18 protein-coding genes are annotated in these 18,536 nt (G+C 61.0%); 6 read left to right on the plus strand and 12 right to left on the minus strand.

All coding sequences use genetic code 11. The features are described 5' to 3' along the window. The first annotated feature begins 89 nt into the window (after positions 1–89). Positions 90–1,667: a helicase HerA-like C-terminal domain-containing protein gene (locus OK142_RS04595; protein WP_082183908.1), complete on the plus strand. Its 1,578-nt coding sequence runs from the start codon at positions 90–92 to the stop codon at positions 1,665–1,667. A 572-nt stretch (positions 1,668–2,239) separates the two neighbouring features. Then, positions 2,240–3,754 (plus strand): ABC-F family ATP-binding cassette domain-containing protein, encoded by a 1,515-nt coding sequence (locus tag OK142_RS04600; RefSeq protein ID WP_498681313.1) that lies wholly within the window; start codon positions 2,240–2,242, stop codon positions 3,752–3,754. A gap of 57 nt (positions 3,755–3,811) precedes the next feature. On the opposite strand, the gene OK142_RS04605 is transcribed toward OK142_RS04600, so the two are convergent. From OK142_RS04605 to OK142_RS04620, 4 genes are all read right to left on the minus strand, one after another. Continuing rightward, positions 3,812–4,591: a VOC family protein gene (locus OK142_RS04605; RefSeq protein WP_082183905.1), complete on the minus strand. Its 780-nt coding sequence runs from the start codon at positions 4,589–4,591 to the stop codon at positions 3,812–3,814. 94 nt (positions 4,592–4,685) lie between these two features. Next, entirely contained in the window at positions 4,686–5,180 is a 495-nt protein-coding gene (locus OK142_RS04610) for a DUF1579 domain-containing protein (RefSeq protein WP_137037254.1), read from the minus strand. A 26-nt stretch (positions 5,181–5,206) separates the two neighbouring features. Continuing rightward, on the minus strand, positions 5,207–5,935 hold the full coding sequence (locus OK142_RS04615; RefSeq protein WP_498681316.1) for a DUF899 domain-containing protein: 729 nt from the start codon (positions 5,933–5,935) through the stop codon (positions 5,207–5,209). Positions 5,936–5,960: 25 nt separating this feature from the next. Next, positions 5,961–6,119, minus strand: a complete 159-nt coding sequence (locus OK142_RS04620; RefSeq protein WP_498681753.1) for a hypothetical protein — start codon at positions 6,117–6,119, stop codon at positions 5,961–5,963. On the opposite strand from OK142_RS04620, the gene OK142_RS04625 reads away from it, so the two are divergent. Both OK142_RS04625 and OK142_RS04630 read left to right on the plus strand, forming a co-directional pair. Continuing rightward, positions 6,086–6,532, plus strand: coding sequence for a MarR family winged helix-turn-helix transcriptional regulator (locus OK142_RS04625; protein WP_498681318.1), 447 nt, complete (start codon positions 6,086–6,088; stop codon positions 6,530–6,532). The two genes, OK142_RS04620 and OK142_RS04625, sit on opposite strands and share 34 nt — an antisense overlap. A 101-nt stretch (positions 6,533–6,633) precedes the next feature. Beyond that, the gene (locus tag OK142_RS04630; RefSeq protein WP_082183901.1) at positions 6,634–7,056 is read left to right on the plus strand and encodes a YciI family protein; all 423 of its coding nucleotides are present in this window, start codon (positions 6,634–6,636) and stop codon (positions 7,054–7,056) included. Between the two features lie 205 nt (positions 7,057–7,261). Here the strand turns inward: OK142_RS04630 and OK142_RS04635 are convergent, their stop codons facing one another. The 3 genes from OK142_RS04635 to OK142_RS04645 form a co-directional block, all read right to left on the minus strand. Next, complete coding sequence (locus OK142_RS04635; protein WP_498681321.1) at positions 7,262–8,023, minus strand: RES family NAD+ phosphorylase; 762 nt, start codon at positions 8,021–8,023, stop codon at positions 7,262–7,264. Next, entirely contained in the window at positions 7,983–8,366 is a 384-nt protein-coding gene (locus OK142_RS04640) for an MbcA/ParS/Xre antitoxin family protein (protein WP_003494347.1), read from the minus strand. The genes OK142_RS04635 and OK142_RS04640 overlap by 41 nt, the downstream gene beginning before the upstream one ends. Before the next feature lie 257 nt (positions 8,367–8,623). After that, positions 8,624–9,046, minus strand: coding sequence for an organic hydroperoxide resistance protein (locus OK142_RS04645; protein ID WP_003511906.1), 423 nt, complete (start codon positions 9,044–9,046; stop codon positions 8,624–8,626). 194 nt (positions 9,047–9,240) lie between these two features. Here OK142_RS04645 and OK142_RS04650 point away from each other — a divergent pair, with 194 nt between their 5' ends. Further along, positions 9,241–9,699: a MarR family winged helix-turn-helix transcriptional regulator gene (locus tag OK142_RS04650; RefSeq protein ID WP_003494345.1), complete on the plus strand. Its 459-nt coding sequence runs from the start codon at positions 9,241–9,243 to the stop codon at positions 9,697–9,699. 57 nt (positions 9,700–9,756) lie between these two features. Here OK142_RS04650 and OK142_RS04655 read toward each other — a convergent pair whose 3' ends face one another. Both OK142_RS04655 and OK142_RS04660 read right to left on the minus strand, forming a co-directional pair. After that, the gene (locus OK142_RS04655; RefSeq protein WP_003494344.1) at positions 9,757–10,482 is read right to left on the minus strand and encodes a L,D-transpeptidase; all 726 of its coding nucleotides are present in this window, start codon (positions 10,480–10,482) and stop codon (positions 9,757–9,759) included. 158 nt (positions 10,483–10,640) lie between these two features. Then, the gene (locus tag OK142_RS04660; RefSeq protein ID WP_003494343.1) at positions 10,641–11,573 is read right to left on the minus strand and encodes a L,D-transpeptidase; all 933 of its coding nucleotides are present in this window, start codon (positions 11,571–11,573) and stop codon (positions 10,641–10,643) included. Between the two features lie 167 nt (positions 11,574–11,740). On the opposite strand from OK142_RS04660, the gene OK142_RS04665 reads away from it, so the two are divergent. Further along, complete coding sequence (locus OK142_RS04665; RefSeq protein WP_498681325.1) at positions 11,741–14,455, plus strand: heavy metal translocating P-type ATPase; 2,715 nt, start codon at positions 11,741–11,743, stop codon at positions 14,453–14,455. A 76-nt stretch (positions 14,456–14,531) separates the two neighbouring features. Here the strand turns inward: OK142_RS04665 and OK142_RS04670 are convergent, their stop codons facing one another. The 3 genes from OK142_RS04670 to OK142_RS04680 form a co-directional block, all read right to left on the minus strand. Continuing rightward, a complete protein-coding gene (locus tag OK142_RS04670; protein ID WP_313611975.1) occupies positions 14,532–15,500 on the minus strand; it encodes an alpha/beta hydrolase family protein in 969 nt (322 codons plus the stop codon). Between the two features lie 252 nt (positions 15,501–15,752). After that, positions 15,753–17,378: a cisplatin damage response ATP-dependent DNA ligase gene (locus OK142_RS04675; protein ID WP_498681328.1), complete on the minus strand. Its 1,626-nt coding sequence runs from the start codon at positions 17,376–17,378 to the stop codon at positions 15,753–15,755. Position 17,379: 1 nt separating this feature from the next. Next, the gene (locus OK142_RS04680; RefSeq protein WP_498681330.1) at positions 17,380–18,396 is read right to left on the minus strand and encodes a ligase-associated DNA damage response exonuclease; all 1,017 of its coding nucleotides are present in this window, start codon (positions 18,394–18,396) and stop codon (positions 17,380–17,382) included. Positions 18,397–18,536 lie beyond the last annotated feature (140 nt).

The following is an 18,536-nucleotide window of genomic DNA, read 5'->3' on the forward strand; positions in this document are numbered from 1 at the left end:
CCAAACTATGAAAAGGCCGCTTTTACAGGCAGCGGCCAAAGCATGCTTGTAACGCTTTAATTCGCGTCAGCCGCAGGAGAAAATGGTCGATGTTGCAGGACGGACAGCTCTATATCGGGACCAGCCGCAATCCGGACGACAGCCTGAACAAGGGCGAATATCTGGAGCTGAAATTCGGCAACCGTCACGGCCTCATCACCGGCGCGACGGGAACGGGCAAGACCGTGACCTTGCAGGTTCTGGCCGAAAGCTTCTCCAAGGCCGGCGTTCCCGTTTTCTGCGCCGATATCAAGGGCGACCTTTCCGGCATCGCCGCTGAGGGCGAGGCCAAGGACTGGGTGCAGAAACGCGCCGAACAGATCGGCTTTACGGATTTTTCCTATGGCAAGTCGCCGGTGATCTTCTGGGATCTCTACGGTGAAAAAGGCCATCGCGTGCGCGCCACCATCGCCGAAATGGGGCCGCTGCTGCTCGCCCGGCTGATGGATGCATCGGAAGCGCAGGAAGGCGTGCTGAACATCGCCTTCAAGATCGCCGACCAGGGCGGGCTGCCGCTGCTCGATCTCAAGGATCTGCAATCGCTGCTGAACTACATGGGCGAAAACGCAACGGCGCTTTCCAACCAGTTCGGCCTCATCTCCAAGGCCTCGGTCGGCTCGCTGCAACGCGGGCTGCTTGTCCTCGAACAGCAGGGTGCGGCAAATTTCTTCGGGGAACCCGCACTCAAGATCGCCGACATCATGCGCGTCGGCACCGATGGGCGTGGCACGGTTTCGGTTCTCGCCGCCGACAAGCTGATGATGAACCCACGTCTTTACGCCACCTTCCTGCTGTGGATGCTCTCGGAACTCTTCGAGGAACTGCCGGAAGTGGGTGACCCGGAAAAGCCACGCCTGGTGTTCTTTTTCGACGAGGCGCATCTGTTGTTCAACGACGCGCCGCGGGTGCTGGTCGAGCGCGTGGAGCAGGTGGTGCGGCTTATCCGCTCCAAGGGCGTGGGCGTCTATTTCGTGACGCAGAACCCGCTCGACGTACCGGAAACGGTCCTCGCCCAGCTCGGCAACCGCGTGCAGCACGCGCTTCGCGCCTATACGCCGCGCGAACAGAAGGCGGTGAGAACGGCGGCAGATACGTTCCGCCAGAACCCGGCTTTCAACACGGCCGACATCATCACCACGCTCGGCACGGGTGAAGCGCTGATTTCCACGCTGCATGACAAGGGCGCGCCTTCCATCGTGGAGCGTACCCTCGTGCGGCCGCCATCGGGCCGTGTCGGGCCGCTGACGGATGCCGAGCGCAAATCGCTGATCGATCTGAGCCCGGTTGCCGGCCAATATGACAAGGATATCGACCGGGAATCAGCCTTCGAAATCCTCAATGCCCGCGCCCAGAAGGCGGCGGAAGCCGAAGCCGCCAAACGCGCGGAAGAGGAAAACACCGCAAACCAGTCCGACAATGCCTCGGGACGCTGGCGCCTGCCGGGCTTCGGCGATGACGAACCCACGCAGGCCTCCACCACCGGCACCCGCAATGGCGGGGCACGCAAGACGAGCGGCTACCAGCGCGAGACGGTGATCGAGGCGGCGATGAAAAGCGCGGCCCGCTCGGTTGCAACCTCTGTCGGTCGGGCGATCGTGCGGGGGATTTTGGGGAGCTTGAAGCGGTAAAGCGATACGTTTCAGCCGGTCTACCGCAAAGGTCGCACCTGTTGGGGCAGGCTCCATGCTTACAGCGTTTCCGTAAGCTCCTTCCGTCATACCGGCCTTGAGCCGGTATCCAGCCGACACGCGTCTGCGTGGCGGAGAGAGTCTTTTCAGCCCAATGACTTGGGCTGACTGGATTCCGGCTCAAGGCCGGAATGACGGAAGTGGAGGCGTCTGGCGATCAATCGTCGCTGCGCGCCCATACAGCACTCCCTAACCTCCCCCTTTTACAAAACCCATTGCTTCACACAGCCGCCGCTGTTAAGCATCGATCAGTTCAACCCGTTTCAAGAAAGGAGGCTTCGCATGGATATTTCCTGCTTCTGGCGCAACCGCCAGCTCTGCCACCTTTTTGCCCTGCAGACGCGTTTGCAGGGCTGACCGGAACACCAACACTCTGGTTTGCCCAAAAGGCCGCGCAGAAAGCAGCATGTCTGCGGTTGCGCATTTTTCACAACTGACCAACTCGAGCTGAACGCAGTCCTGCCCATGGCGGACCACGGCTCGTTGCTGGTCCGTTTGCCAGAGACGACTTCATGACCCTTATCACGCTTCGCAATCTCGGAATCATTCTGGGAAAACCGCTTTTCTCCAATCTCAGCCTCACCGTGAATGCGGGAGACCGCATCGGCATCGTGGCGGCGAATGGCTGCGGTAAATCCACCCTGCTCAATTGCCTTGCCGGTGAACTGGACGCCACCAGCGGCGATATTACCCGGCTGCGCGGGCTGACGCAGTCCATCGTCCATCAGCACCTGCCGTCGGCGCTTCTGGAACGGACGATGCGGGACGCCGTGCTTTCCGCCCTGCCGGCGGATGCGATCGACAATGAGAGCTGGCGCGCTGACATTATCTTCGACGCCATGATGGTGCCGGAGCCCTATCGTCATCGCCGGTTGAAAGAGCTGAGTGGCGGCTGGCAGAGGCTTGCCATGCTGGCGCGGGCCTGGATCACCGAGCCGGATGTGCTCCTGCTCGACGAGCCGACCAACCATCTCGATCTCGAAAAAATCAACGTGCTGGAAAGCTGGCTCAATCAGCTGCCACGCGATACGGCGGTCGTCATCGTCAGCCATGACCGCGCCTTCCTCGACAATGTCACGAGAACCACGCTGTTTCTGCGGCCGGAAAATTCGGCGCTCTTCCGCCTGCCCTATAGCCACGCGCGTGCGGCACTTGCGGAGGAGGATGCGGCCGATGACCGACGCTTCCAGCGCGACATGAAAACCGTGCAGCAATTGCGCCGGCAGGCGGCGAAGCTCAACAATATCGGCATCAATTCCGGCAGCGATCTACTGACCATCAAGACCAAGCAGTTGCGCCAGCGCGCCGAAAGGCTGGAGGAAAAAGCCCGGCCTGCGCATAGTGAGCGATCGGCCGGCAAAATCCAGCTTTCCAATCGTGGCACCCACGCCAAAGTCCTGATTACGCTGGAAGATATCCCCGTTTCGACACCGGATGGAACAGTGCTGTTTCGCACCGGCCGGCAATTTATCCGCCAGGGCGACCGCATCGTCATTCTCGGCCGCAACGGCGTCGGCAAGACGCGGCTGATCTCGCTTCTGAAGCAGGCGATAACGGACACTGGCCAGATGCAGGACGGCATAAAGGCCACGCCTTCGCTGGTAGCAGGCTATGTCGATCAGTCGCTTGCCGAAATCGATGATGACAGCACAGCCTTCGCGCTCCTGATGCGCCGTTTCGACATTGGCGACCAGCGTGTGCACGGCCTGCTTGCGGGTGCGGGGATCGACATGGAAATGCAGAAACGCCGCATCGCAACGCTTTCCGGCGGGCAGAAGGCCCGGCTTGCCATGCTGGCGCTGCGGCTGACGGAACCGAATTTCTACCTGCTGGACGAGCCCACCAACCATCTGGACATTGAAGGGCAGGAAGCGCTGGAGGCGGAGATTACCGGCCATGAAGCCAGCTGCGTCCTCATCTCGCACGACAGAAGTTTCGTGCGGGCGGTCGGGACCCGTTTCTGGCTGATAGACAAGCGGAAGCTGGTGGAAGTCGACGATCCGGAAGCGTTTTTCGCCTCGGCGTAATGGCCCTCGAATGGGCCACCCCTCCCGCCGGTTTCGCGGCGGGAGGGGTACTAACCGTTATTTCTTCTGCGAAACCAGCGAGAAGAAGGCGCCCTGCGGGTCCTGGCAATTGACGATCCAGCTCTCGCCGGGCACTTCCATCGGGCCGTTGACGACCTTGCCGCCGCCGGTGCTGATGCGGGTGACTGCGTCATCGATACCGTCGACATTGAAGTAATAACCCCAATAACAGACGGGTACCTGCGGCATGCGTTTCATCATGCCGCCAATGGCTTTGCCGTTATGGGCGAAGATGCGATACGGGCCCATTTCGCCCATGTCGAAATCATGGTCCTTGGTCCAGCCGAAGACGTCGCCGTAAAAGGCGGTCGCTCCATCCACATCGCCCGTCATCAGTTCGTACCAGCCGACATGCCCCTGCTTGCTCTGCATGTCCTCGGGAAAACCGCCGCTCTCCATCGGCAGCGGCGTCATGATGCAGATAACCGCACCATAGGGATCGGCCACCACCGCAAAGCGGCCGATTTCCGGGATGTCCTGCGGCTGGCGCATGACGGAGCCGCCCTTTGCCTCGAATTGTTTCGCCGAGGCATCGACGTCGTCCACGGAGACATAACCGGTCCAGTTCGGCGGAATGCCCTGCCCTTTATGTTCCTCGGTCAGCTCCATGATGCCGCCCATGCCTTTGCCGTCAGCTTCCAGCACGAGATAGGGCATTTCCGGCGAACCGAAATCCTTGGTCTGCCAGCCGATGGCATGGCCATAGAAACGGGCGGCCGCTTCCATGTCAGGCGTCATCAATTCGACCCATATGAATTTTCCGTGTGTATCGGACATTTTGTCTCCTCCGGAGATCTTGGTGCGAATTTTTAGCGATCATCCGCCGCGGAATGCGGCGGCGCTTCGGGTTCGGATGAATTCCGGCGGCGCTTTATGCCTTGCGCCGGAATTCCGACGTCATGAAGGTTTTGAAGGTGCCATCCGGCTGCTTGACGCTGCCGGAAAAGCTGCGGTGATTATCGTCATGCAGCACCAGTACATCGTGATAGGTGTCGATGCGGCCGGAACCGTCGAAGGCAGGCCCTTCCGCTTCCAGCGTCAGGGTCTTGCCGTCATCTTCCAGCCAGCCTTTGTAGACCCAGAGATTGGTCATCATCGACCCCACCCAGGTGCCGACGAAATTGCCCTTGGCCGGGTCGAAACCCACCGTAATGACGGCCGTCATCTCCGTTCCGTCAGGCATCTTGCCGGTGCCGTCGCCAATGATCCACAGCCCGCCAATGGAGCGGACGGTCTCGTTGAATTGCTGGTTCGGATCATCCGGATCATATCCCTCATGGCCGGAACTGGAGGTCATGACCCAGTCTCCGACAATCCTCTTCAGGAATTCATGTTCCTTCTGCGGTTTGGCGATTTCCATTTCCATCTTGTGTCCTCCTCGTCTGTCTGTTTTCAGTGGCAGCAGGATGCGGCTTTCGGCTCGTCCTCATATTGATCGTGCCGGCGCACCCAATCCATTACCCCGTCTTCGTTACGGCCTTTTGGCACCAGATCGAGCAGCATCAGCGTGCCGAGCGCCTGTTCCATGCCGCGGGCATAGGCGGAATAGGTATGGTAGATTTTGCCGTCCTCGCCCTTGGCGAAAACACTGACACCGTGCAGGTCCTTCAGGTCGCCCATAGGCTCGATTTCACGGTAATTATAGGTGATAGCCCCGCTCTCGATATCCTCATCGCGGAAGGAGGCCTGATAATCATAGTTGAAGTCGCTGCCGTCAGCCGAAACCCACGGAAACTTCCAGCCCATGCGATGTCTGTAGCCCTCGATCTTGTCGAGCGGCGCGCGGGAGACCGCGACGAAGGCCGCATCGCCGTGCTTCAGGTGAACCATCGCACCATCGACATGGTCGGCGAAAAAGGAACAGCCGGTGCATCCCTCCTCCCAGTCGGGCGCCAGCATGAAATGGTAGACGATGAGCTGGCTGCAGGTGCCAAAGAGTTCCTTCAGCGATTTCGGGCCGGAAGGCGCATCGAAAATATAGTCCTTCGTCACCTCTTCCCAGGGCAATGCACGCCGCGCTTCGTTCAGTCTGTCACGGGCGCGGGTCAGTTCCTTTTCCTTCACCAGCAGGTCGCGGCGGGCCGCAATCCACTCCTCATTCGAAACGACTGGATGAGACATGATCTTTCCTCCTTGGATCCGTCTTTCACCACGGCACCACTCCGCTCCCACGCAGCGCGCCGCCTATTTCTGCATTGAAAGTCAATAAAACCATCAGCGAGGCATCAAGTTCCGCTTGACTAATTAGGTTGATATCAACATATTTATCCCATGTCAAACGCCAGCGTAATTCCTTTTTCAGCAACTCTTTTCGTGCGGGACGCCTGTCTCTGCCTGCATGCGCAGCGTGCGGCACGGGCGCTTGCGCGGCTGTTCGACAACGCGCTGAAGCCTGTTGGCATCAATAATGGCCAGTTTTCGCTGCTGATGTCGCTCAACCGGCCGGAACCGCCGCCGATGGGGCCGGTCGCCAACCTTCTGGCCATGGACCGCACGACGCTGACGGCGGCGCTGAAGCCGCTGGAGCGGCGCGGGCTGGTCAGCATCGAGCAGGACCCCAGGGATAGGCGCGGCAAGCGCCTGCGGTTGACCGCCGATGGCATGGCCGTACTCGCCGCCGCCTTTCCCATATGGGAACAGACCCATGCCGAAATAGAAACCCGCATCGGCAGCGGCGACCCCGACCGGCTGCGCCGCGATCTCATCGATCTCGGCTGACACGAAGGCGGCATATCGCCACTTTTGTCGCCGAAAATGTCATCGGGCCGTCGCGACGAACGGCGAAACTATCGGGAAGACGCAACCAAGGAGGAAAGACAATGCGTGTCATCGTTTTTGTAAAGGCAACCAAAAGCAGCGAAGATGGCGTCATGCCGACGACCGAGCTGATGGAGGCGATGGGGAAATTCAACGAGGAACTGGTCAATGCCGGCATCATGCTTTCCGGCGACGGCCTGCACCCCTCCTCCAAGGGCAAAAGGATCGTTTTTGACGGCGACAGCCGCAGCGTAATCGACGGCCCCTTCCCGCATACCAACGAACTGGTTGCCGGCTTCTGGCTCTGGCAGGTGAAAGACATGGACGAGGCGGTGGAATGGGTAAAACGCTGCCCCAACCCGATGCTGGAAAAAAGCGAGATCGAAATCCGCCCGATGTTCGAAATGGAAGATTTCGGCGAGGCGGTGACACCGGAAATCGCTGCGCATGTGGAAGAACTGCGCGCACGTGTGGCGAAGCAGTAAGGGCTGCCCGAACTTACGGCTAGGCCCGATTAGACTGTAGCGATGCCGCTTGTTTCGTCTCCCCTAGGGGGAGAAGTCCGCGGCAGCGGGATGAGGGGGCAAGGGTGCGGTCCATCGCTGCCGTTGCCCCCTCATCCGACCCTTCGGGCCACCTTCTCCCCCTCGGGGAGAAGAAACGAGCGGCAACTTTACTGCCCCACGCCCATCAACCCAACAGACCCGCCAGACGCGGATCACCGGCAAAATCCGAAACTGAAAAACCCGTTCTGCGCATCGGAAATTCGCAAAGCGCCTGCACCCCGGTTTTGGACAGGTGAATACGCCAGCTCATCCGTTCCACCGGCGCTTTTGCGGCAAAGGCCCTGGGCGACAGGATGGCAATGTTGAGGCCGCCTGCGGGATCGCGCACCGAGCGGTAGAGAATGGCCTCGATTTTCGCCAGCCGCGCCTGCTCGGCAAGCGCCTGGCAGGGCTCGTAATTCTGCAGGTCGGTCCAGTGCGCTTCGTCCCGGCTCAGTTCGGGCTTGGTGAGATTGAGCGCCGCATCCGTGGCAATGCGTGCCGCGAAGGCGGAATAGTCGGCGGGATTGGCAGGCAGTGGCGTGCCGGGGGATTCCGCATAAAAAAGCAGCCGGTAAAAGGCCATTTCGGCAAGCGCAGTTTCCACCTTCGCGGCGGCGTAATAAACGCCTTCGGTAAACCCTGCCCGGCGGAAACGCGAGCCATGCGGATAGGCGGCGCCATAACGGAAGGGCGTGGCGAGAAGATAGTCGAAGCCGGCGCATTCCGGCGGAAACGGCCTCTTGCTCGCTTCCAGAATATCTTCCAGCAGCGATTGCTCCTCCACCGTATCCACCAGCTTCATGGTGGAAACCTGATGTTGCGCCTCCACCAGCCGCCAGTATTTTCCCGATGCGGTGCGTTTTTCAGACAGGAGCGCGTCGGGCGTCCAGATAGGAGAGGACATCGATCAATCCGGTAATGGTGGTGAGTCTGTCGGCAGGCACGGCATCAAGCGCCGTATTGTGATTGCGCAGCCAGTTTTTCGCGACCGCCTCATCGCCACCGGCGATGGCGTCCAGCGAACGAAACACCCGGATCAGCAGCACCGCAAGCTCGAAGGACTTGGCGCCCGGCTCCAGCAGGAAATCAAGTCGTTTCATGCGCGAGACCGTGGGCGCGGAAACGCCGAGAATATCCGCCGTGCGGGCGGCGTTCAGGCCCAGCCGTTCGGCAGCGGCGATGACGGCCTTGGTAACGACCCTGCCCTGCGATGCAGGATCACTGGCGGTCTTGGCGTGAATATTCATGGCACAAATCCTTTCCTTAGAAAGAATATAGCATGTTTCTTTCTGAAAACAAGAAGGCCGGGATGAACCCGGCCCAAGCGTTGCCGACAGAGGCGCGAAATCTCGCCTCTGTCATCCTCGGGCTTGACCCGCGGATCCATACCCACCGAGACCGATGCATCCTCGGGTCAAGCCCGAGGATGACGTCGCGGGTGCTGCGAGTTTCGCTCCTCATCCGCAGCCGGAATCACCCGGCCCCGGATTTCAAGCCTGACAAATCAGGCTACCGAAACGGGCACTTCCGTGGAGGTGCGCATGGCGTGGCTGTAGGGGCAGACGATATGGGCGGCGGCAACCAGTTCCTCTGCCTTTTCGCGTTCCAGACCGGGAATGTTGACCTTCAGCGACACTTCGATGCCGAAGCCGGTGCCGTCTTCGCGCGGGCCGATGCCGACAGTTGCCGTCACAGTCGTGTCTTCAGGAATCTTTACCTTCTGCTTGCCGGCGACAGCCTTCAAGGCGCCGAGGAAGCAGGCCGAATAACCGGCAGCAAAAAGCTGCTCCGGATTGGTGCCACGGGCGCCATCGCCGCCCAGTTCCTTCGGAACAGTCAGCGTGACGTCGAGGACGCCGTCTTCCGACTTGGCGTTGCCGGCGCGGCCACCGGTGGCGGATGCTTTGGTCGTGTAGAGAATAGGCATGGCATTTACTCCCTTCGGGTTGATGTTGAAGCTCTTATAGCGAACAATTAAATTGTGCGCAATATAATTTTGCACATTGAATGCGAAATTGTTTTTTGCGATAATTTTCACGAAATTTCGTCGCGCATCCATGCGGCAGGAACCGAAAGCCGGGGCCGATTGTTCCCTTCCCGGTTGATTTTTGGAGCGAAACGATGGGCGTAGAGGGCGATAACACCAAGATGGAAAGCCTGTTGAGGCTGGACCAGCAGATATGCTTTGCCCTTTATGGCGCGGCACATGCCTTCACGCGGGCCTATAAACCGCTGCTCGACCCGATCGGGCTGACCTATCCGCAATATCTGGTCATGATGGCGCTTTGGGAAAAAGAGACCTCAACCGTCAAGGCGCTCGGCGAAATGCTGGGGCTTGATTCGGGCACGCTTTCGCCGCTGCTGAAGAGGCTGGAACATGCGGGGCTGATTACCCGCAAACGCGGCACGGTGGATGAGCGGCAGGTGCTGGTGGCCCTGACGACGAAGGGCGCCGACCTCAAAAAAGAGGGCGTGAAGATCATGGCGGCCATTGGCGGCGCCACCGGCTGCGGGCTGGAGGAACTGGCGCAGCTGCGGGACCGGGTGAATGCGCTGAAGGATAGCCTGGCGCGACCATAATTCTCAAAAAAAACAAAGGCGGCACATGGCCGCCTTTTTATGCGATTGAGTATCGGCTTACTGCCAGACCACCACACGCGCCTTCTGCGGCACGCGGTCGTAAAGGTCGATGACATCCTGGTTCATCAGGCGCACGCAGCCGGAAGAAACGGCCTTGCCGATGGAGTTCCATTCCGGCGAACCGTGCAGACGGTAAAGCGTGTCCTTGCCGTTCTGGAAGATATAGAGAGCGCGCGCGCCGAGCGGGTTCTTCAGGCCCGGCGGCATGCCGCCATTCTTGGACGAATATTTGACCAGTTCCGGCTGGCGGGCGACCATTTCATCCGGCGGGGTCCATTTCGGCCATTTCTGACGCCACTGGATGACGCCCTCACCCGACCAGGCAAAGCCATCGCGGCCGATGCCGACGCCGTAACGCATGGCGCTGCCGCCCTGCTCCACGACATAGAGGAAGCGCGAGCGCGTATCCACAACGACGGTGCCGGGGCGCTCGCCGGTCGGGTCGACGACCCGCTGGCGATAATAACGCCGGTCGATTTTCTGATAGGGCACGGCGGGAATGACGTAACCGCCATCCTCGACGGAGCCGTACATGACGGCCAGTTCCGCATCGCTGACGCCCGGCGAGAACATCTGGCGGAAATCGCTGCCGATGGCGCTTGCCTGCTGGCGGATGGCGTCTCCCGTGCCCGACGAGGCGCAGCCTGCCAGAAGCGAAGCGGAGGAAATGCCGAGAAGGGAGAGAAAGGTACGTCTGGAAAGATCTGTGTCGGTGCTCGTCATAAGTCCGGTTTGTCCCACATTGCGAACGGCTATATCGCCGTTGTACGTCGTTTGTTCCACGTCTCAGGCGTATTGCGAAAATAGTTAACCGACCGCTAAAAGCCAGTCACAAGGCGTTCGAGCGACGGCGCGGCACAGCGCTTTCTTTCAGAACGTGGTCAGATAACCACAATCTGCGCCCCCTGCGGCACGCGCTCATAGAGGTCGATCACATCCTGATTGAGCATGCGCACGCAGCCGGACGAGGTCGCCTTGCCGACGGACTGCCAGTCGGGTGTGCCGTGCACGCGGTAAAGCGTGTCCTTGCCATCCTTGAAAATATAAAGCGCACGGGCGCCGAGCGGATTGTTGAGACCCGGCGTCATGCCGCCATTGGCGGCGGAAATGGAAGTGAGTTCCGGCTGGCGCTTCACCATTTCGTCGGGCGGTGTCCAGCGCGGCCATTTCGCCTTCCACTGTATCTTGCCGCGGCCCGACCAGGCGTAACCGTCACGGCCAAGGCCGACGCCGTAACGGATCGCCTTGCCGCCGGATTGCACCAGGTAAAGAAAATGCTGTTTCGTATCGACGATGATGGTGCCCGGCGCTTCCGCCGTCTGGTAACTCACCTCTTGCCTCAAATAGCGCGGATCGATGCGGCCATAGGGAATGGCCGGCAAGGAACGATCATCATCGCGGATCGGCCCATACATCACGCGGTGCAGCGGGTTGGAGACCGGCAGGCCATAGGTCGCCATCCGGTCGGGTGCGAGCGGCGCGCCCTGGCTCCCGGCCCGCGGCGCGTTCATACCCTGCACCTGCGGTGCGTTGAGGCCCTGCCCGCGCACCGGCGGGCCATATTCCTGATGGAAGCGGGTTCTGAACAGGTCCGGCGGGCGCGTGGAAAGCTGGCCCGGCTGCGGCGGCAGCTCCGGCTGGCGATTGGAGCTTACGGAATTGAAATTGAAGACGGGCGCCGTTTCCTGCACGAAGACGTCCGGGTTCATCCGGCTCGTATCCGTCACGAAAAGGCAGCCGCTCAACAGGGGCAGCAGCGCAAGGCCCGCCAGAGAGGCCGCCCGGCGGCAGTTTTTCAATAGGAGTGCTGTCATCTGAACCGCTTCATGGAACCAACTGTGGCGGCATGATGCACCGCGCGGCTGGCGCGAGGCTGGTGTGAGCCTTTCAAAAAAAATCGAGAAAATGCATTTTTGCTCTTGAACCTCTAGTTGCTAGAGGTGCCAGATTGGCTGTCGAATATAATTCAGGAGCGGAAATCATGAATATTTCGACACGCGGCAATCTGAACGGGCAATCGGAGGATCTGACCTTCACGGTCGGCGGCATGGACTGCGGCAGCTGCGCGGCAAAGATCGAGACCGCACTCTCCCGCCTGCCCGGCGTTGCCGACGTGAAGGTGTCCGTTGCCCGCGAAAGGCTGAACCTGTCGCTCGCCGACAACAAGACCTCGGTCGAAAAAATCGAGGACACGCTGCGCAAGCTCGGTTTCAAACCCGCTCTGCTGCCGCAGGACAAGGCCCCCCGCGAAAAGGCCGCGGCGGAACATCATGAGCACGCCCACGATCATGGGGATGATCACGACCATTCATCGTGCGGCGGTCACCACCCTGCCGAGGCAGCACCCAGTGTCGAGCAGAACAATGCCCTGACCTTTTCGGTTGGCGGCATGGATTGCGGCAGCTGTGCAGCCAAGATCGAAACCGCGCTTTCGCGCCTGCCCGGCGTTGCCGATGTCAAAGTGTCCGTTGCACGCGAAAGGCTGAATCTCTCTCTCGCCGAGAGCAAAACACCGGTCGAAAAAATCGAGGACACGCTGCGCAAGCTCGGTTTCAAGCCCGCCCTGCTGCCGCAGGAAAAGTCCGCGCGCGAAAAAGTCGACGATCACGGGCATGACCACGGGTCCTGCAGCGGCCATGATCACAATCATGATCACTCGGGCCATGATCACTCGGGCCATGATCATTCAGCACACGATCATTCGGACCACGACCACGCCAATTGCGGCGGCCACGACCATGATCACGCCAAGCATTCGCATGAGAAGGCGCAGACGGCGACGGCAACCCAGAGCGCTGAAGTCGGCCACGCCCACGGCGCGGATGAAAAAGGCGTCTGGTGGCGCACCGCAAAGGCCCGCAACACCTTCACCGGCACCCTGCTTGTGGCGGTCGCCTATGCGGCGGAACTCAGCTTCCCGTCATGGGGCAGCTACGCCTTCATCGTCGCAACGCTGGTGACGCTGTTTCCCATTGCGCGCAACGCCTTCAATGCTGCGCGTTTCGGCGCGATCTTCACCATCGAGATGCTGATGACCATCGCCGCCATCGGCGCGATCTTCATCGGCGAGGCGGAAGAGGCGGCCATCGTCGTGCTCCTGTTCTCCGTCGGTGAATTGCTGGAAGGCTTTGCGGCCGCGCGTGCGCGTTCGGGCATCAAGGCTCTCGGCTCGCTGTTGCCGAAGACGGCTCTTGTGGAAGAAAACGGCTCGCTTCGGCAGATCGCTGCCGATCAGGTGCGCATCGGCCAGGTGGTCGTCGCGCGCCCGGGCGACCGTATCGCCGCCGATGGCGTGGTGATGGAAGGTGAATCGAGCGTCGATGAATCGCCGATGACCGGCGAGAGCATTCCGGTCGCCAAGGAAAAGGGCGCGCGCGTCTTTGCCGGTTCGATCAACCATGACGGTTCGCTGCGCATTCGCGTCGACCGTGCACCGGAAGACAACACCATTGCCCGCATCATCACGCTTGTCGAGGAAGCGCAGGATGCGCGCGCGCCAACCGAGCGCTTCATCCAGAACTTCTCGCGTTATTACATGCCGCTGATCGTGGCGATCTCGGTCCTCACCATCATCGTGCCGCCGCTTGCCGGCCTTGGTGACTGGGACACCTGGATTTATCGCGGTCTCGCCTTGCTTCTGATCGGCTGCCCCTGCGCGCTCGTCATCTCCGTTCCCGCGGCCATCGCCTCCAGCCTTTCGGCTGCGGCACGCCACGGCATGCTGGTGAAGGGCGGCGCGGTCATTGAGATGCTGGCACGCACCGAAACCGTCGCCTTCGACAAGACGGGCACGCTGACGCTCGGCGAACCTGTCGTGACGGATGTTGTGGCGCTTGACGGCGACGAGAACACGCTGATTGCGCAAGCCGCAACCATCGAGCATGAATCGAGCCATCCGCTGGCGCGGGCCATCGTCAACCATGCCGAAAAGGCCGGCGTGAAGCCTCTGCCCGGCTCCAACATCAAGGCGATTTCCGGTCGCGGCATGCAGGGCACTGTCGGCGGAAAGGACCTGTTCATCGGCGCGCCGCGCTTTGCAACCGAAGTCGGCACCCTCTCGAAGGACCTTGCCGATCGCATTTCCGCACTGGAAAGCGAAGGCAAGACGGTGGCTGTCGTTATGGCCGGTGGCGCGGCAAGCGGCCTCTTCGCCATGCGCGACGAGCCGCGCAAGGATGCGGCGGAAGGTATCAAGGCACTGAAGGATATGGGCATTTCCTCGCTGATGCTGTCGGGTGACAATGCCCGCACGGCGCGTGCCATCGGCAACAAGCTCGGCCTTGAAGCGCGCGGCGAACTCCTGCCGCAGAACAAGGTCGAGGAAATCCGCAAGCTGGCGGCCCAAAAGACCATGGTGATGGTGGGTGACGGCATCAACGATGCGCCGGCGCTTGCCGCCGCCAGCGTAGGTGTTGCCATCGGCTCGGGCACGGATGTGGCGATGGAAGCGGCGGATGCGGCGCTGATGCGCAACAATGTCGGCGACGCCGCCCGCCTCATCGGCCTTTCGCGCGCCACGATGGCGAATATCCGCCAGAACGTGACGATTGCGCTTGGTCTGAAGGCAGTGTTTCTGGTGACAACCGTTACCGGCCTCTCCGGCCTGTGGCTTGCGGTCTTTGCCGATACCGGCGCGACGGTTCTCGTCACCGCCAATGCCATGCGGCTGCTGGGCTACTTCAAGAAGAGCGCCTGACAAGCTAGCGTTTGGAGTGCGGGGGCGTTTTGCGACGCCCCCTGCTTCCGTCATACCCTTCCAGCCAGATTTCTTTTCAAGCGAATTCGTTGAAGAACCTGATGCTTTCCGCCACTGCGCCCGGGACCACGCCATTGTGGGTTCCGGGCAGCAGTTTTTTATCGACCTTGAAACCCGACGACAAAGCGCGATCGACGAAAAGCTGGTGATCGGCATCGAATGGCCGCTCTTCGTCACCACGCAGCAGCAGCGCCGGACATTTGAGGCTGGGGCCGAAGCACACCGAGGAGCGCATGATGAATTCACGCTCGTCGGTTTCGTCAAAACAGATCTCGTCCGAATAGCGGTTGAAATAGCGCCATGAGTTGACGCCCGCAGACATGGGCGCGGCGGCGCGGAACTTCCGGCTCATGGCGGCGAGCAGCGTCAACGTGCCGCCATTGGAATGGCCGGCGATGAAGAACCGCTTTTTGTCGATGCCGGGCAGGTTTTCCAGATAGGTCGCCGCCGCCAGCGCATCCGCCGTTTCGTCATAGAAACCGGAATAATTGCCGTTCTGGCCGTTCTCACCCCGGAAAGAAGGCAGAAGCACCACGAAACCGGCCTCCCAATAGGGTTTCATCAGCGCCCAGTGACCGTCACCCGTGGCGTTGCCGCCATGCAGGAATAACACGGCCGGCTTTTCCACCTTCGAAGGCTGATAATGGGAAAGCCAGGCAACCAGCTCGATCGAACCATCCGGCCCGCCGCGATAGGTCACCCGTTCGGCACCCGGCGGCGTTCCAAGGGCAGCGGATTTTTCCGGTGCGGGCATCTTGCGCAGCAGATGGGTGTGGAACCGTCGGCGGGCATCCGCATAGTCCTGTCTTTCGAGCGGCAGGATTTCGGGGGCGGAAAAGCCCGCCGCCCTTGCGCCCGGCGGCAAAATCGCTGCGACTGAGGCGCCCATCGCGCCGACAAGCAGGCCGCGCCGCGTCAGGCTCGGGCAGATCACGCCGCTTTCTTCCTGTCCGAAGGGTGAGGAAAGAAAGCGTTTTTCTGCCATATGTGCACCTGAGGGCGGGAATGAGAATATTAGCAGTTCAGCACTGCGGCGACAGACTGTCCAATCACGGATTCGCGAATGACAACAATGTATTCGCAGGCATCGTGGCAATTTCTGGACAAAACATCCCCTCATTCCTGTGCCTGTCACAGGAATCCAGTCGGCGCGGCGGGAGGAGCCTGTCAGCCCAGGGACTTGGGCTGGCAGGATGCCTGTGACGAGCACGGGGACGAGGGAGGTAGCGGAGGCACCTTACCCTTCCACGCCATCGATCATCGCGATCAGTGTCGACAGGCGATCCGCCTCCGCCGGCAGCTTGTCGGCCCTGAGCCGCGCAATGCGCGGAAACCGCATGGCGACGCCGGATTTATGGCGGGTGGAGCGGTTGATGCCCTCGAAGGCCACCTCCAGCACGAAACCGAAATCGGGCGTGGCGCGCACCGCACGCACGGGGCCAAAACGCTCGACGGTATTATCGCGCACGAACTTGTCCAGCACCTCCAGCTCCGCATCGGTGAAGCCGAAATAGGCCTTTCCGACAGGCACGAGCTGTTCGCCGTCCTCACCTTCCGCCCAGACGCCGAAGGTGAAATCGGAATAATAGCTCGACCTTTTGCCGTGGCCGCGCTGCGCATACATCATCACCGCGTCGATATTATAGGGGTCGCGTTTCCACTTGAACCACGGCCCCTTGGCGCGGCCGGCCTGATAGGCGCTGTCGCGACGCTTGATCATCACCCCCTCGATCACTGGATCGGGTGGGGCGGCGCGCAGCGTGTCGAGTTCCTGCCAGCTGGAGAAGCCGATCAGCGGCGAGAGGTCGAAACGGTCATGCGGTGCGTGCTCGATAATATCCGACAGCCTACCGCGGCGCTCCAGATAGGTCTGCGCGCGGATGTCGCTCTCGCCCTCGAACAGCAGGTCATAGGCGCGGATGAAGGCCGGATAATCATGCTGCATCTTGGCCGTTACCGTCTTGCGGTTCAGACGCTGCTGCAGGTCTGAAAAGGTGCGGGTGAGATTGTTGGACCGGGCCGTGCCGCCAATCAGCAATTCGCCATCCATCACGCCTTCGAAATCAATCGCCTCCAGCACATCGGGAAAGGCGCCGGAAATATCGTCGCCGGAACGGGAATAGAGTTTTCGCGTGGCGCCGGCGCGGGACAATTGCACGCGAATGCCGTCCCATTTCCATTCGGCGGCGTAGTCGGCCGGGTCCAGCGCATCGAGATCGCCGTCTGCAACCGGTGTCGCCAGCATCACCGAATGGAAGATGGCAGGCGTCGCCAGCACCGGCCGCCCGGATTTCCCCTCAAGCCATGCGAAAAGCGGCGTATAGGGCGGTGTCAGCCCGTGCCAGAGGGTCTCGATCTCGGTGATGTCCTTACCGGCAAAATCCGCCAGCGCCTGACGCGCCAGCCGCGCCGAAACGCCGATGCGCAGGCTGCCGGTGGCGAGTTTGAGGAAAGCGAAACGCGACGAAGTATCGAGCCGGTCGAGCAGATCGCGCACCGCACCACGCACCTCGGTACGGCCGAGCGAATTCATCAGCGTCACGACGTCGCCGAGACGCGGATCCTGCGCCTGGGAATCATCAGCACCGCCGATATTGCCCCAGACCAGCGATATGGTCTCGGCCAGATCGCCGACATAATCGTAAGAGTAGCGGAACAACACCTCGTCCATGCGCTCCAGCACCAGCTCGCGCAGCATGGCAGGCTTGACGCTTCTAAGGTCCAGCGTGCCGGCAATCGCCGCCAGTCCGTAACCCCGGTCGGGATCAGGCGTATCGCGGAAATAATCGGTCAGCAGCTTCAGCTTGCCGTTGCGCGAGGGGGTGAGAACGAGGCGGTCGAGCAGCGTGGCGAAGGCTTTCATCTCAATCCCCCTCATCCTCGTAACCGACAAGATGCAGCGGCTTGGCGGCAATGCCCTGCAATTCGCACCAGCGCACCAGCGCCTCTTCGCGGCCATGGGTGACCCAGACGGCCTGAGGGCCGATTTCCTTGATCGTCTCCAGGAGTTCCGGCCAGTCGCAATGATCTGATATCACCAGCGGCAGCTCCACGCCGCCCTGTTTGGCGCGTTGCCGCACCATCATCCAGCCGGAGGCGAAAGCGATGAGCGGTTCGTTGAAGCGCCGCGCCCAGCGTTCCTGAAAGGCCGAGGGCGGGCCGACGACGATGGCGCCCTTGAAAGCGGCGGGATTGCTTTTTTCCACTGTTGCGGGCCTGAGATCACCGAGATCGATGCCCTGCGAAACGTAATAATCGCAAAGCCGCGCCAGCGCGCCGTGGATATAAATGGGGTCGGCGTAACCATTATCGCGCAAGAGCCTGATGACGCGCTGCGCCTTGCCGAGCGAATAGGCCCCGACCAGGTGGGTGCGCTCGGGAAACTGCCTGATGGAGGTCAGCAGCTTGCCGATTTCCACCCGCGGTAGCGGATGGTGAAACACCGGCAACCCGAAGGTAGCCTCGGTGATGAACACGTCGCAGGGCACCGTTTCGAAGGGCGTACAGGTGGGGTCGATGCCGCGCTTGTAATCGCCGGAGGCGACGATGCGCATGCCGTTCATTTCCACGGAAATCTGCGCCGAACCCAGCACGTGGCCAGCGGGGTGGAAACCGACGGTCACACCGTTCACCTCCACCGTCTCGCCGAATGCGACCGCCTGCTCGCTGCCGCAGAAATCCTCGCCATAACGGATGCGCATGATATCAAGCGTCTGGCGGGTGGCCAGCACGGACCCGTGGCCGGCGCGGGCATGATCGGAATGGCCGTGGGTTATCAACGCGCGCGCCACCGGGCGCACGGGGTCGATATAAAAATCGCCCGGCGGACAATAAAGGCCCTTGGGCGTGGAGTTCAGGAGCTGTTCCGGCTTCATATTCATTGAGATAGGACCGCCCGCGCGAATGTAAAGTGCTGCGAGCATAACGCGGAACGGGCGTTAAATTTCCAGCGTGGGTGTTTTTGTTTTGCCGCCACCCCCACTGTCATTTTGGCTTTGAGCCGGGGCTGTATCGAGTTGCG

Source organism: Agrobacterium sp. BT-220-3 (assembly GCF_025910175.1).
In the GTDB taxonomy this organism is placed as follows: Bacteria; Pseudomonadota; Alphaproteobacteria; order Rhizobiales; family Rhizobiaceae; genus Agrobacterium; species Agrobacterium oryzihabitans.

Excerpts from the sequence above, each read along its gene's own strand:
- OK142_RS04595 (WP_082183908.1), top strand. The coding sequence starts at position 90 with ATGTTGCAGGACGGACAGCTCTATATCGGGACCAGCCGCAATCCGGAC.
- OK142_RS04600 (WP_498681313.1), top strand. The coding sequence starts at position 2,240 with ATGACCCTTATCACGCTTCGCAATCTCGGAATCATTCTGGGAAAACCG.
- OK142_RS04605 (WP_082183905.1), bottom strand. The coding sequence starts at position 4,591 with ATGTCCGATACACACGGAAAATTCATATGGGTCGAATTGATGACGCCT.
- OK142_RS04610 (WP_137037254.1), bottom strand. The coding sequence starts at position 5,180 with ATGGAAATGGAAATCGCCAAACCGCAGAAGGAACATGAATTCCTGAAG.
- OK142_RS04615 (WP_498681316.1), bottom strand. The coding sequence starts at position 5,935 with ATGTCTCATCCAGTCGTTTCGAATGAGGAGTGGATTGCGGCCCGCCGC.
- OK142_RS04625 (WP_498681318.1), top strand. The coding sequence starts at position 6,086 with ATGTCAAACGCCAGCGTAATTCCTTTTTCAGCAACTCTTTTCGTGCGG.
- OK142_RS04630 (WP_082183901.1), top strand. The coding sequence starts at position 6,634 with ATGCGTGTCATCGTTTTTGTAAAGGCAACCAAAAGCAGCGAAGATGGC.
- OK142_RS04635 (WP_498681321.1), bottom strand. The coding sequence starts at position 8,023 with ATGTCCTCTCCTATCTGGACGCCCGACGCGCTCCTGTCTGAAAAACGC.
- OK142_RS04640 (WP_003494347.1), bottom strand. The coding sequence starts at position 8,366 with ATGAATATTCACGCCAAGACCGCCAGTGATCCTGCATCGCAGGGCAGG.
- OK142_RS04645 (WP_003511906.1), bottom strand. The coding sequence starts at position 9,046 with ATGCCTATTCTCTACACGACCAAAGCATCCGCCACCGGTGGCCGCGCC.
- OK142_RS04650 (WP_003494345.1), top strand. The coding sequence starts at position 9,241 with ATGGGCGTAGAGGGCGATAACACCAAGATGGAAAGCCTGTTGAGGCTG.
- OK142_RS04655 (WP_003494344.1), bottom strand. The coding sequence starts at position 10,482 with ATGACGAGCACCGACACAGATCTTTCCAGACGTACCTTTCTCTCCCTT.
- OK142_RS04660 (WP_003494343.1), bottom strand. The coding sequence starts at position 11,573 with ATGACAGCACTCCTATTGAAAAACTGCCGCCGGGCGGCCTCTCTGGCG.
- OK142_RS04665 (WP_498681325.1), top strand. The coding sequence starts at position 11,741 with ATGAATATTTCGACACGCGGCAATCTGAACGGGCAATCGGAGGATCTG.
- OK142_RS04670 (WP_313611975.1), bottom strand. The coding sequence starts at position 15,500 with ATGGCAGAAAAACGCTTTCTTTCCTCACCCTTCGGACAGGAAGAAAGC.
- OK142_RS04675 (WP_498681328.1), bottom strand. The coding sequence starts at position 17,378 with ATGAAAGCCTTCGCCACGCTGCTCGACCGCCTCGTTCTCACCCCCTCG.
- OK142_RS04680 (WP_498681330.1), bottom strand. The coding sequence starts at position 18,396 with ATGAATATGAAGCCGGAACAGCTCCTGAACTCCACGCCCAAGGGCCTT.